Here is a 14767-nt window from a genome sequence, read left to right on the forward strand (position 1 = left end):
ACAAAAAATGAGGGGCATGCGTTATTATGACACATGCCCCTTCTCATTTCTATAACTCGTAACTCCTTGTAGCTTGTAACTCTTGCAGCTCGTAGCTCTTATCTCCTAATTGGCAGATTTCACCAATACCACACGATTCAGAATCGGTTGGCCGAATTTATCGACACCACCATTTGCGTCAACCTTCAAACGGTCGGCGGGGATACCGTATTGTTTTACCAATACATCTACTACAGCCTGCGCACGCTTCAAACTCAATTCCTTATTGAATGCCGGCGTTCCGGTAGCAGAGTCGGCATAACCGTTTACAGTATAAGTGGCATTCGGGAACTGCTTCATCTGGTCTGCCAGATAAGACAAATTCATAGCCTCGCGTGCGGAAACCTCAGCAGAACCAATATTGAAGAATACGGTACGCGGTGCAATATCCGGATCGGTAAGGATGACTTCCGTCTCGGCAACTTCCTCTACCGGCTGGTTTTGAGCAGCAGTCAAGGCGTTCTGCAACTGTTGGTTGGCAGCACCCAGTTCAGCCAGTTGGTCCTGCATGATGGCCAATTCCGCCTGGGAAACCAACTGCGGCATAGGACGGCGGAAACCGCGGGCAGGGAAACGGTAAGTCAAACCGACTGTAGCGCTCAGCACACCGTCATAGCCGTGATCACCTCCGACTTCGCCGTCAAACTTATCTTCAACACCCATAGCGCTCAATTCAAGATTGATATCCATCGCGTTTGAAATACGGAAGCGGTTGATGATACCTGCATTTACGGACAACGCCTCGCGGTGGGGCTTTGTATAATTGTGAGTAAATCCGGCACCCACGTATGGGATAATTTCATAGACCCGGTGCTGGTTGTAGCCTCCGAAAAGAGCATTCAGGTTGAACATCACGTCACCGTGAAGATTCATATAGTCAAAACGCTGCTTGTAATAGCCGTCCTTCATCTGAGTTCCTCTTACATAATCCGCACCGGCATCGTATGTATAGCCTCTGGCCTGAAGGCCGCTGTACTGCAAACGCAGTCCCAGTCCGGGAGTAAACCATTTGCCAACCGCGAAATTCAGCGTCGGGCTGATGCGCTTACCGAAACTTCCTGCTTTGTCATTGTCTCCAAATGTGGCTTCCGCACCACCGCCAATGGAGAAGAACCAGTTACTCCAGAACGGATTAGTGACTACTTGATATTTATCCTGGATCTGGATAACATCAATCTGCTCCACAACTTCTGTCTTTTGCTGCGCCATAGCAACAGAAGATACGCCGGCCAAAGCCAGCAACATTAGAATCTTTTTCATATACCTTAAAATAGTTAAGTGGTTAATTCATTCTTTATCATTCAAACTGATTAATTAACACCAACAAAACTAAAAGGTTCGGAAAACAGAAAAAAAAGTGGGAAGGTGTGTCAAGGGTCGTATCAAGCTCTGTATTGAGTTATGATACGACCCTTTCTTTAGTCTTTTAATATGCTCAAATTACAAGTTCATATTTTCAAAATTTGAGCTTTGACATTCCGCCATGAAGGAGTCAAAAAAAGGATGGGAAATTACTTGCTGAAGAGCTTTTCAATATCCTCTTCCTTGATTGTAGTCAACACGGTACGTCCGTCCGGAGTATAATTGGGAGAAGGGCAGGCAAACAAGTTATCTACCAGGCTGGACATCTCATCATTGCTCAAGACCTGCCCGTAAACAATGGCTGCCGCACGTGCCAGCGTCAACGCAAGAATAGTCTGTATCTCCTCTTTTACGTCATTCCCCTTTTCCATGGCGGTATGCACCATATTCCGGATCAAATCTACCGGATTCAATCCTTCTATGCCGGAAGGGATACCATTGATGGCATAACTGCCGCCTCCCAACGGACTAAGGTCGAACCCCACTGCCGCCAAATCGTCCAGAATACTTTCCAGCACAGCCGCTTCAGAGGCCGGCAACTGCACGATTTCAGGGAACAGCACACCTTGCGACACTCCCTGTTTCTGACGGATCTGGCTTATATAACGGTCGAACAGTACACGTATATGCGCACGGTGCTGGTCAATCAGCATCAGACCGGATTTGACGGAAGTGAGAATAAAACGTCCCTTGAATTGTAGATGCTGGGCTCCCATTTCCATGACAGGCTCATTTCCATAAAGGGAAGCGGTAGCCCGGCCCGCCTCCTCAAGATAAGGTTCCCTGCCTTCATCAGCTACTTCCTGGGAGGTATCGGAAATGGTCCAAGCCTCCTCTATAGGAGGCTCTTCCTCCATGGGGCCATTCAACTTGCTGGCTTTTTCAACACCGGAATAAAGCCCCTCCCATTCCACCTTCGGGCGGGAGTAACTTCCACCTCCTCCATAAGAGGAAGCCGAAGAGGTTTTAAAAGGATTGAAATCCGTGTTATAGTGCACCTTCGGCGGTTCTATCGGACGAGTCTGCTCAAAAGCCGGGATATCCGGCATGTCCTCCGTATCGAAGTCAATGGTAGGCACAGCGTTGAAACGCCCCAGCGTCTCTTTCACCGCGGCAGACAAGATCTGCCAGATGGCCTGCTCATTCTCAAACTTTATTTCTGTTTTTGTAGGATGTATATTCACGTCAATGTTAGCAGGATCCACCTCAAAATAAATGAAGTAGGAAACCTGTTCGCCAACCGGTACAAGCTGCTCGTATGCATCCATCACCGCTTTATGAAAGTATGGATGCCGCATGTAACGTCCGTTGACGAAAAAGTATTGATGGGCACCTTTCTTGCGGGCAGTCTCCGGTTTGGCAACAAAGCCCGTTACCTTCACCATAGTGGTGTTCACCTCCACGGAAAGCAGCTGCTGGTTCAACTTCTTGCCAAACACCGCCATAATGCGCTGGCGCAAAGGCATTACCGGAAGATTGAACAGCTCCGTATCATTGCTATAAAGATAAAAGGCTACTTCGGGATGGACCAGCGCAATACGTTCAAACTCATTCAGGATATTGCTCAGCTCCGTAGAGTTTGCTTTCAGAAACTTGCGGCGGGCAGGAACATTGAAGAACAGGTTCTTCACGGAGAAATTGCTTCCTTTGGGACAAGAGACAGCTTCCTGGCTCTCCACTTTGGAACCGGCAATCAGCAAACGGGTGCCCAATTCTTCATTGGCGGGACGTGTCTTCAGCTCCACCTCCGCCACTGCCGCAATGGAGGCCAAGGCTTCTCCGCGAAAGCCCATCGTACGTAAGGCGAACAAATCAGTAGCTTCGCGTATCTTTGAAGTAGCATGGCGTTCAAAGGAAAGGCGGGCGTCCGTTTCCGACATGCCCTTACCGTCATCAATCACCTGAATGCAGGTTTTCCCCGCGTCAGTAACCAAAACATGAATTTCCTGCGCCTCGGCATCAATTGCATTTTCAACCAATTCCTTAATCACAGATGCCGGACGCTGTATCACCTCTCCGGCAGCAATCTGATTGGCAACCGAATCGGGCAGCAAATGAATAATGTCGCTCATGATAAGTTTTGAATTTTGAATTAGATAATTCCGCTACTGATAGCATACCACAGATAAGCCAGCACAGCAATGACCACAAGAATTATTCCCAAGTGCATCGGCCTGCGTCCGCTCTCCTTGCGGCGCTTTAAGTGAGTAGTTCCTTCTATGAACTTGCCTCGTATATCCTCGGGCGAGAATTCTTTTTCGGGCAACATCCCCAGGTCACGCTTGGCTTTTTCTTCCATCTTCGCCAATTTTTCCTTCCGCTCATCCACATAGATATAACGGTGATTAAAACTACGCGGTTTCCGCATTGTAAACATTCCCATAGCGCTACTTGTTATTACGTTTTATATGCATATTCCTTGGTGAAGCCACAGGTTTCCGGTCGCTCTTCTGCAAGGCTTCACCGGCTTTCTTGCCCCTCCAGTTAAAGATATCTTCCTTGCTCGACGGGCGGATATAGTCAAACCATACAAAAGAAGGCAACCTGTACTTATCTGCCGGAATCTGGTCCAAGGGATAAGCTACCCCATTGGTCTTACCGACAAACGTGCCCTGTTCCATCTTTCTGTCTTTCAAAAGCATCTTCAGGAAACTGCCTTCGGTATAATCCATCATAATCAAGGAACTGTCTTTCTCCTCCACCGGATAGAATACCACCAGTACATTTCCATTCACTTCCACCCGGCGCATATCTCCATCGACAAAGAAACCTTTCATCTCTTTGCCGGTCACCTGGTTATAATGGACGCTGTCCTTCTGCTCCACGGCCAAAGCCTGATTGATGATATGTGCCCAGTCGATAGTGCTGTCATTCATATAGACCTTGACCTCCTCACCCAACAATTGCTGGCTGCCATGCCACAGGATGGGATCATAATACATGGTCATACAGGAATCTTTTGAGTTATAGACCAATGAGTCGCATACAGCCTGAATATCCGTCCGATAGGCACGTACCTTATGATAGACACGCATTTCGCGATACATGGAATCCGTATTCAGATTGTAAGTAACCAACCGCAAGGTATCACCATGCATAAAGAGGCTGTCGCCTTGCGAATAGTCTATCGCCACGGCACGTATGGTTGCCAAAGCGTTGCCGGTAAGTTCATTATAGAAGCAATAATCCCCTGTCAGCATATTCCTGTTGACAGTGTCGTTCATCCGGACATCGTTGAAAGCTTCGCCATATCCTAGGTTACGGTCATAAAAAAGGCTGTCGCCGGTCAGTTTCTTGCCTTCGTTGGTCAATACGGAACGGTCAAGTAATTCAGCCTGCCCGGTAGCGGTATTGTACTCACCACGTTCGGAATAGATATGATTCTTGTCACTCACAATGTCTGAAGGCCCTAATATGGTAGCTATCTTCGATTCAGTACTGTACTTCAACGTATCCGACGTCAGCACAAACTGGGGATTGACCAGCTTTACCTCATGGTTGAATACCGCCAGCTTGGTAGTAGGACTGTATTCCCCCCATTCCGAAGTCAATACATTGTCCTCGTCCGTCAGCATACCGCCTTCAAAATAATACCCCAAATTATACAGACGGTCATAGTTCAAACTGTCGGTAGTCAGTACCGTGTTACGGTTGATCATACGTACATTCTCGCGCAACATCGCCAATTGGGACATACCGTCGTAATACAAGTAATCACCGTAGATAAACAAAGTGTCACCTTGCTCCATACGCACGTTGCCGAAGGCCTCCACCGAATTGATCTTTTCATAAATCAGGGCACTGTCGCAGAACATATACATACTGTCATGCTTCAGCCTTACCGAACCGATCAGCACCTGTACATCCGGACGTAATTGTTTGTCTGCCTGCGCCTCATCGGCATACAGCAGGTCAACACGTGTCTTTTTCTTTCCGGACGTATCGGCTTTCTGCTGCCCCACCGCCACCGAATCCTTTTTCCCCGGCGCCCCGGGATTTGCCTTCTTGTCCTGGGCACTCAGCAGACACATGCCAAACAGGCATAGAATACCCGCAAGTAGGTACCTATGCCTGTTCAGAAAACTCATTCTTGTATTTTTCTTTTGCATACAAAATTCTATGTAACTCCCGCCAGGTTATTCCTTAACCCAGCCCGGATACTTGAATGTACAGTTTTTCTTCCACTCGTCCTTGATGCGTACGTAAGTGTGTTTTTGTTTCTCACGGATCCACTTGTCCAACACCTCATCACGACGTTTTTCCAATACAATTTCTTTCAGATTCTGATAGTCGTCGGCAATCGTAGCCTTATGGCCGTTGGTACGGCTTTTCAATTTCACGATGACGCATTCCTCTTTACCGGTTTTTTGCGGAATCATGGTGAATGCCTCGGAAATCTCACCGACTTTCATCTTATCTACAACCTTTGCGATTTCGGGCGGCAGTTCCTGCATCTCAAACTTGGAAGTATTGTTGTTGGGATTCGGCAGAAGTCCGTGATTATTACGCGTATCCTTATCCTGTGAAAGTACGGAAGCCGCTTCCTCAAAGCTGAACTTATTGTTGCGGATATCATCGGCAATGGAGTCCAGGCGCGCATTGGCCGCCGTCAGTGCTTCCTCCGGCACATGAGGTTTCAACAAGATGTGACGCGTCTTGATACGGTCACCGCGTTTCTCGATCAACTGGATGATATGAAAGCCGTATTCAGACTCTACAATCTTCGACACTTTGTTGGGATCCTGCAAATTGAAAGCTACGTTTGCATAAGCCGGATCCAACATTCCACGTCCCGAGAATTCGATTTCGCCACCACGCATAGCCGAGCCGCGATCTTCCGAATACATACGCGCCAACATGGAAAAACTCTCCCCCTTATTGATACGGTCGGTATATTCGCGCAGGCGCTTCTTCACGTCTTCAATCTCCTCCAAAGGAATCTTCGGTTGCAGGGTGATAATCTGCACCTCTACCTGTGTAGGTATATAGGGAATACTGTCCTGAGGGCGATTCTTGAAATAGCGGCGCACCTCAGCAGGAGTGACTTTTATTTCCCCTACCAGCTTCTGCTGCATCTTCTGTACCTTCAGACCTTCACGGGCATTCTCACGCAATGTCTCCCGAATCTGACTGGAAGTCTTGTTAAAATACTCCTCCATCTTCTCGCGTGAACCGATATTGGCAATATACATGTTCGTCATATAGTCCACACGCTGGATAACTTCATTTTCTGAAACCTCAATACTATCGAGTGCCGCCTGATGGAGAAACAACTTCTGCACAGCTATTTCTTCCGGTATCACACAATAAGGGTCACGGTCAAACTTACGTCCATCGAACAAGGCGCTCATACGCGCCTCTTCTACTTCGGACTTCAATATAGCCTCGTCGCCTACTACCCAAACTACCTCGTCAATCACGTTGTCTTGTCCATAAACGGTAGAACCGGCTAATAACGTCAAGGCAAATAAAACTACAAACTTAAAGTTCATGCACTTTTTCATTCTTGGTATCTTATACTAATAATATTTAATCTTGTCTCTTTTCACAGCCCGCCGGTATAAATCGTCCTTTACCTGCTTCATGAATTCCACCTGCCTTACATTCAGCAGCATGTCTTTTACTTGAGTACGGGCAAACTCGTACGGTTCCTCCTCTCCCATCCTGCGGTAATCACTCACATTCAAGAAATAGCAAAAGGCCGTATCTTTCAATTCCACATGGCGGTTCTTGTCCAGATAGTCATCCACATCGGGCACTTTCAAAGGCATCAGGTCCAGAACTTCCGATACAGTGACCCATTTATCGTAGAAATACTCGTATTTCACCGCGTTCTGCAAACTGTATTTTTCGAGATGTTCCACAGCCTCCTGCGTTTCGGTCTTGTACCAACGCCGGACATTAGCCAACTGGGGCGCCGTCAAAGGAACCTTGATGAACAACCCTTTCATCAACGGACGCTCCACTTTAAAAAGCGCCTGGTTCTTTTCGTAATAATCTGTCAAGTCCTGTTCTGAAATCTCCTCTGATAGCTGCTGGTGTATGAGAGCCTGCTGGTAGGTATGCATTATCAATGCCTTGCGATAATTTTCCACAAGTCTATCAATCTCACCACTATTGGGAATATTACTCTGCGCCTTGTCATACAGCAATATATCCTCCACCCAATTGCGGATATAGTGTTCTGCAAACAACAGACTGTCATCCTTTGACAACCCGGCAGGAAGCACTGCCTGCAAATCTTCCCGGTACAAAAAACTGCCATCCAGCTCCACCAACGGCGTTTGTCCCTTATGGTCGTGCCGTTCGCTACACGCCGTGCAGAGAAGAGTTATGAAAAGCAGGAAGCAAGTTGTTCGCATCGCCAATTGATATTTACTTTATTTTAAGGTACGAAGATAGTGCTTTAATTGGTTGCATCAGTGATAATTAACGGTTTTTAAAACCTCTTGGTTAATTTCAACCTTACCGGCAGCACGTAATTTCGCTATCCAACGTTGTTCTAGGTAGTTCTGATAATCGGTAACAAGCTGTCCGCCCACTTCACGATAGTCCTCCGGACCTTTCACTTTCTTGCCGAGAACAGCAGTAAAAGGGAATGACATTACCGGAGCCGGTTCCTTGCCTTTGAACACCAAATCATCCACATACGCATTATCACCACGCGCAAACAATCCCTGTTCTGCCTGCACTTTAGGAGTATCTCCCACATTAAAAGTCAACCGGATGGCATCCAGCCATTCATTTTCCGGTAACCCCTTCAAGAATTTGCGTACCTGCTTTGACACACGTTTGGACGTACAATGCAATACAATCCCCTTATAACGGGGTGCTTCCCAATGATAATTCTGACGGTGATCCTCAAAATAGCCCTTCAAGCCTGCCTCGTCCGTCTTGCTACGTCCCCAGACTTCCCGGTTACTGATTTCATTGAACAGCATATCCTCCCGGTACTTCTGCATCAACAAACGAAAAACCGGATATTTCCGTTCCAAGTGATTGTTTTCGTAATCCAATACCGATTTCATGACAAATCCATTCAGTTGGCGTTGTATGCCTTCAGGATGCGCCGCGGCAAAACGGGCAAACTCTTTTCCGGTATAGGATCGTCCGCCCAGCGTAAACAATGTTCGCCCGGTCTGCCCCTTCGACATCAGCTCTTCCATTCCCGCCCGGTCAGGCGTATAATGATATTCCTGCTTCAGTTTTTCAACCAAAGCCTCTGTTCCCTTATCCATTCCATGACGGCGTGTCCGGCAACGTATCATCTCTTCCTTTACCTCATCAAACGGGGGTACCGCCTTCCTTTCAAGTACCTTTACAATATGGATGCCTTGCGGAGTGAAAAAAGGACGCGATATCTCACCGGGCTGCAAATCAAAAGCCACCTCTTCAAACTCTGCCGGCATTTGCAGCCACCTCACCCAGAATGTCGTCTTGTCATCCGAAAAGTCCTTCACATAGGCATCAAAGGCAGCGGCTGTCGCTCCCTTTCCAAGTGATTCATAGATTGAATCCATTTTCGCCTCCACCTTCCGAAGCGTATAACCGGAGATATTCTGGGGAAGAGATTTATAAATATGACTGACACGCACCTGTCCTGCGCGTCGGCCGGACTTCATTTTATCATAAAACCTGCGTGCAACCCGTTCATTTGTTTCTTCATCCGTCAAATAAGACTTTACCAACTGACGGCGGCAACTGTCCAGTCTGCTCCGAAAAACCTCTGCCGTATCCAACCCGGCCGCCTCTGCTTCCGCAACTTTAAGCTTGAAATTGACGAACCAATCCAAAAGATCTTGCCGTTGCTTCCGTACCCCATCCGCCAACTTACCATTCTGCCGGCAGGCATACTCAAACTCGGAACGGAACACTTCTTTCCCGTTGATACGCATCAACACTGGATCCGGCTGGGCAATAACCGCCAGACCGGACAGCAAAAACAGAATCGCCAAGCCACTCTTTACCATAGTCATCATTTTGGACTGCATAAAATCATAATTGGAAAAAGATTCCCTTATCAGACGCCAAAGATACAAAAATGCCCGAAAAGCAATCCATTCTTTCCGGGCATATATATTTTATCAGTCAATATCCTTATTCGGGACGGCTGTAATTCGGAGCTTCACTGGTGATAGCTACATCATGCGGATGGCTTTCCAGCACACCTGCATTCGTGATACGGGTAAATTTAGCATCATGCAGTCTCTCGATATTCGCAGCGCCACAATATCCCATACCGGCACGCAGGCCACCTACCAACTGATAGATCACTTCATACAAAGTTCCTTTATAAGGAACACGGGCTGCAATACCTTCCGGCACCAGTTTTTTCACATCGCTCGTTCCGCTTTGGAAATAACGGTCCTTTGAACCGTGCTCCATAGCCTCCAAAGAGCCCATACCACGATAGGACTTGAACTTACGGCCATTGAAAATAATTGTTTCACCCGGAGATTCTTCCGTTCCGGCAACCAATGAGCCGATCATCACACAGCAACCACCGGCCGCCAAAGCCTTCACAACATCACCGGAATAGCGCAAGCCACCGTCTGCAATCAAGGGGATTCCGGTTCCTTTCAAGGCTTTTGCCACATCATATACGGCAGACAACTGCGGAACGCCTACACCGGCAACAACGCGGGTAGTACAAATAGAACCCGGACCGATACCGACTTTCACTCCGTCGGCACCGGCTTCCACCAACGCCTTTGCAGCCTCGCCTGTAGCTATGTTTCCTACTACGATATCAATATCCGGAAAACGCTTTTTGGCTTCTTTCAGCTTTTCAATGACGTACATGGAATGTCCATGCGCCGTATCAATTACAATCGCATCGGCCCCTGCATCTACCAAAGCCTGCATACGGTCAAGTGTATCAGCCGTCACACCTACACCGGCAGCTACACGCAAACGTCCCTTGGCATCCTTGCAAGCCATCGGCTTGTCTTTCGCCTTCGTGATATCCTTGTAGGTTATCAAGCCCACCAGCTTGTTTTCCTTATCTACCACCGGCAATTTCTCGATCCTATGCTCCTGCAAGATCTGCGAAACAGCTTCCATGTCCGTAGTAGGATTCGTGGTAATGATATTGTCCTTGGTCATCACCTCGTCGATGCGTTTGTCCATGTCTTTCTCAAAACGCAGGTCACGATTAGTAACGATACCCACCAGATACTTTTCATCATCTACCACCGGAATACCACCAATCTTGTACTCAGCCATCAATGCCAGCGCATCAGCAACTGTAGAACCTCTCTTGATCGTTACCGGATCGTAAATCATACCGTTTTCAGCACGTTTTACTATAGCGACCTGACGTGCCTGTTCTTCAATGGACATGTTCTTGTGAATGACGCCGATACCACCTTCACGAGCAATGGCAATCGCCATCTTCGCTTCAGTAACCGTGTCCATGGCAGCTGTTACAAACGGTATTTTCAACTCGATGTTTCGTGAAAACTTAGTCGAGAGTTCGACTGTTTTAGGCAAGACTTCAGAATAAGCGGGAATCAACAATACGTCATCGTACGTCAACCCATCCATTACAATCTTATCAGCAATAAATGACATAGGGCTATGCGTTTAAATTTTATTGCGTGCAAATATACGGTTTTTTATTCAAAACAGAATATACTAACTGCCGTTTTTTTAATGCAGGAATCACATTTTTCCTCTCTACAACCCTTTAGGGAGCTATAACAGACAGCCCGGACCTATGAAACACAGATCCGGGCTATCCATCTATAAATTCGTTCTTTTTTAGTTTGCCATTTCTGAAATGAACTTGATACGTACCAGACGCACTTCCTCTTCGGTGAAGTCATCACCCAATTCATCCAATGCATCGTCAATCTTGTCCGTAGTAGATTCTTTGAAATAGTCATAGATATCGAGCATGTGGTCTTCATCCATAATATCTTCCAGGAAATAATCAATATTCAGCTTGGTTCCCGAATAGACAATGGCCTCTATTTCATCCAGCAGCTCCTCAAATTCTATGCCTTTCGACATGGCGATGTCATCCAACGCAACCTTACGGTCAACAGCCTGGATAATGGCTACTTTCATTTTGGATTTATTGGCTACGGTACGCACGCGCAAGTCTTCCGGACGTTCAATCTCATTTTCTTCACAATGACGTTTAATCAACTTGCAGAATTCCTCGCCATAGCGCTTTGCCTTGCCGGCTCCGACTCCCGGAATATTCTGCAACTCATCCAGCGTCACCGGATAAATGGTTGCCATGGCTTCCAGGGAAGGATCCTGGAATATCACGTATGGAGGGACTTCCAGCTTCTTGGACAGTTTCTTACGCAAATCTTTCAACATGGAGTACAACGCAGGGTCAACCGCACAAGCTCCGCCTCCACGTGCCGGTGCCTCCTCTTCCACTTCTTCAAAGTCATTGTCTTCCACAATCTTGAATGACTTCGGGTGTTTGAGGAACTTCTTTCCAGCATCCGTTACTTTCAGCAAACCATAGTTTTCAACATCTTTACTCAGATACCCGGCTATAAGCGCCTGACGGATAACGGCATTCCATGTTTTGTCTTCTTCACCCATACCAGATCCGAACACCTCGAGATCCTCATGCAGATGAGCCTGTACTTCTGAAGTTTCTTTACCTTGTATTATGTCTATAATATAGTCCGCTTTAAAATTCTCTTTCACCGCGAGGATTGCCTCAATCACGGTACACAATAATTCCTGAGCTTCCACTTGTTTCTTTGGATTTAAACAGTTGTCACAATTACCACAATTCTCTTCCGTATATTCTTCACCGAAATAATGAAGCAATGCCTTCCTACGGCATACGGAAGATTCGGCATACGCAGCGGTTTCCAGCAGAAGCTGCTTGCCTATTTCCTGCTCTGCGACAGGCTTGCCCTGCATAAACTTTTCAAGTTTCTGCAAGTCCTTGTTAGTATAGAAAGTAATACACTGTCCTTCTCCCCCATCTCTGCCGGCACGTCCGGTCTCCTGATAATATCCTTCCAGACTTTTAGGGATATCATAATGGATTACATAACGTACGTCAGGCTTGTCTATTCCCATACCGAAAGCAATGGTAGCCACAATCACATCTATCTTTTCCATCAGGAAGTCATCCTGGTTCTGTGTCCGTGTGGCCGAATCCATTCCGGCATGATAGGCACGGGCATTGATGCCATTGGCCTGCAGAATCTCGGCAAGTTCCTCCACTTTCTTCCGGCTCAAGCAATAGATGATACCCGACTTCTCCGGATTATTCTTGATGAACTTGATGATGTCCCTATCCACGTTAGCTGTTTTAGGGCGTACCTCATAATAGAGGTTAGGACGGTTGAACGATGACTTGAACACCTGTGCTTCCACCATGCCCAGGTTTTTCTGGATATCATGCTGTACTTTAGGAGTGGCGGTCGCAGTCAACGCTATCAACGGGGCTTTCCCGATTTCATTGATAATAGGACGGATACGGCGGTATTCCGGACGGAAATCATGTCCCCATTCAGAAATACAGTGAGCTTCATCTACGGCATAGAAAGAAATTTTCACTGTTTTGAGGAACTCGACATTCTCTTCTTTCGTCAGCGACTCGGGAGCTACATAAAGCAGTTTTGTCTTGCCGCTGAGAATATCAGACTTAACCTGGTCTATCGCGCTCTTGTTCAGAGAAGAATTGATGAAATGCGCAATGCCGTCGTCTTCACTGAAGTTACGCATCGCATCGACCTGGTTTTTCATCAGAGCAATCAAGGGAGAGATTACGATACCCGTTCCTTCCATCAATAAAGAAGGCAACTGGTAGCACAATGACTTGCCTCCTCCTGTAGGCATCAACACAAAAGTATCGTTTCCATCCAACAGGTTTTGGATAATTGCTTCCTGATTTCCCTTAAATGTATCGAACCCGAAGTATTTCTTCAGCTGGTCTGTCAAATTAGTTTTCTTCCCTGCCATGATTCATTAGGTTGTTGTTTATAGAGTTATCTTTTAAAGTGCCACCCGGCACTTTTTCTTATGAAGAACCCTAACAAAGTTATAAACAACTTCTTAAATTTCAAGCATAATCCGCCTAATATTTTTCAATAAAAAGCAAAAAAGTCAGTCTCACTACGTATTACCTATTGATTCTAAGCACTTTGAAGTCTCGCCAAATTTGCTTTTTCAAGTTGTCGCCGCGCATAATCCAACGTCACCACAAAACTGTCTTTGTGCTCTGACGGGATTTCGAACATCGCATCCATCATAATTGTCTCCACAATGGAGCGTAAACCGCGGGCACCCAACTTGTATTCAATCGCTTTATCTACGATATATTCGAATACGGCATCTTCAAAATCCAGCTTCACATTATCCATCTCAAACAATTTGACATATTGCTTTATAATGGAATTTTTCGGTTCGGTCAAGATGGCACGCAATGCAGTACGATCCAATGGATTCAAGTAAGTCAATACCGGAAGGCGCCCGATAATTTCGGGTATCAGTCCGAAAGACTTCAAATCTTGCGGAGCTATATATTGCATCAGATTGTTCTTGTCTATGACAGCCGTATTGCGCGCTGCGCTATATCCTACCACATGAGTATTCAGACGCTGGGCTATTTTCTTCTCAATACCATCGAAAGCACCGCCACAAATAAACAAGATATTCTTGGTGTTTACCGGAATCATCTTTTGGTCCGGATGCTTACGGCCACCTTGCGGGGGCACGTTTACAACGGAACCTTCCAGTAATTTCAGCAATCCCTGCTGCACGCCTTCACCGCTCACGTCACGGGTGATGGAAGGATTGTCGCCTTTACGGGCTATCTTATCTATTTCATCGATAAATACAATGCCTTGTTCCGCCTCGGGTACATTATAATCTGCCACCTGCAACAAACGGGTCAAGATACTTTCAATATCCTCGCCTACATACCCGGCCTCTGTCAACACGGTTGCGTCCACAATGGTAAAAGGCACATGAAGCAATTTCGCAATGGTCCGCGCCAACAAGGTTTTGCCCGTGCCGGTACTGCCCACCATGATGATGTTGGACTTTTCGATCTCCACATCGTCACCGCCTTCTTTCTGTAGCAGCCGCTTATAATGATTATAGACCGATACGGACAGGAAACGTTTGGCATCATCCTGCCCGATGACATACTGGTCGAGAAACCCTTTGATTTCTACAGGTTTAGGGAGTTCTTTCAGATTTAGTTTTGTGGCACTTCCTTTTTTGGCGCCCCCCAAGGCCTCCTGAGTAATCTCGTATGCCTGGGTAGCACAACTGTCACAGATGTAGCCGTTCATTCCCGTAATGAGAAAACCGACTTCATCTTCAGAGCGTCCGCAAAAGCTGCATCTGTTTTTATTTTTTCTTGATTCTGCCATAT

Annotated in this window: 10 protein-coding genes; all 10 read right to left on the minus strand. The window is 46.7% G+C overall.

Going from position 1 to position 14767, the window contains the following annotated elements; all coding sequences use genetic code 11:
• Positions 1-105 precede the first annotated feature (105 nt).
• Entirely contained in the window at positions 106-1299 is a 1194-nt protein-coding gene (locus HMPREF9446_RS09565; RefSeq protein WP_009125415.1) for an OmpA family protein, read from the minus strand.
• A gap of 251 nt (positions 1300-1550) precedes the next feature.
• Complete coding sequence (gene mutL, locus HMPREF9446_RS09570) at positions 1551-3473, minus strand: DNA mismatch repair endonuclease MutL (protein WP_009125416.1); 1923 nt, start codon at positions 3471-3473, stop codon at positions 1551-1553.
• Positions 3474-3493: 20 nt separating this feature from the next.
• The gene (locus HMPREF9446_RS09575; protein WP_009125417.1) at positions 3494-3784 is read right to left on the minus strand and encodes a hypothetical protein; all 291 of its coding nucleotides are present in this window, start codon (positions 3782-3784) and stop codon (positions 3494-3496) included.
• A gap of 4 nt (positions 3785-3788) precedes the next feature.
• Positions 3789-5510, minus strand: a complete 1722-nt coding sequence (locus HMPREF9446_RS09580) for an OstA-like protein (protein ID WP_009125418.1) — start codon at positions 5508-5510, stop codon at positions 3789-3791.
• Between the two features lie 27 nt (positions 5511-5537).
• Positions 5538-6905: a peptidylprolyl isomerase gene (locus HMPREF9446_RS09585; protein ID WP_009125419.1), complete on the minus strand. Its 1368-nt coding sequence runs from the start codon at positions 6903-6905 to the stop codon at positions 5538-5540.
• Positions 6906-6920: 15 nt separating this feature from the next.
• Positions 6921-7763, minus strand: coding sequence for a peptidylprolyl isomerase (locus tag HMPREF9446_RS09590; protein WP_009125420.1), 843 nt, complete (start codon positions 7761-7763; stop codon positions 6921-6923).
• Positions 7764-7820: 57 nt separating this feature from the next.
• Positions 7821-9380, minus strand: coding sequence for a peptidylprolyl isomerase (locus HMPREF9446_RS09595; protein ID WP_039968981.1), 1560 nt, complete (start codon positions 9378-9380; stop codon positions 7821-7823).
• 118 nt (positions 9381-9498) lie between these two features.
• Positions 9499-10974 (minus strand): IMP dehydrogenase, encoded by a 1476-nt coding sequence (gene guaB, locus HMPREF9446_RS09600; RefSeq protein ID WP_009125422.1) that lies wholly within the window; start codon positions 10972-10974, stop codon positions 9499-9501.
• A 189-nt stretch (positions 10975-11163) separates the two neighbouring features.
• A complete protein-coding gene (gene recQ, locus HMPREF9446_RS09605; RefSeq protein ID WP_009125423.1) occupies positions 11164-13347 on the minus strand; it encodes a DNA helicase RecQ in 2184 nt (727 codons plus the stop codon).
• Between the two features lie 173 nt (positions 13348-13520).
• The gene (clpX, locus tag HMPREF9446_RS09610; protein WP_009125424.1) at positions 13521-14765 is read right to left on the minus strand and encodes an ATP-dependent Clp protease ATP-binding subunit ClpX; all 1245 of its coding nucleotides are present in this window, start codon (positions 14763-14765) and stop codon (positions 13521-13523) included.
• Positions 14766-14767: the final 2 nt, after the last annotated feature.

The sequence above is a fragment of the Bacteroides fluxus YIT 12057 genome (genome assembly GCF_000195635.1).
Classification (GTDB): Bacteria; Bacteroidota; Bacteroidia; order Bacteroidales; family Bacteroidaceae; genus Bacteroides; species Bacteroides fluxus.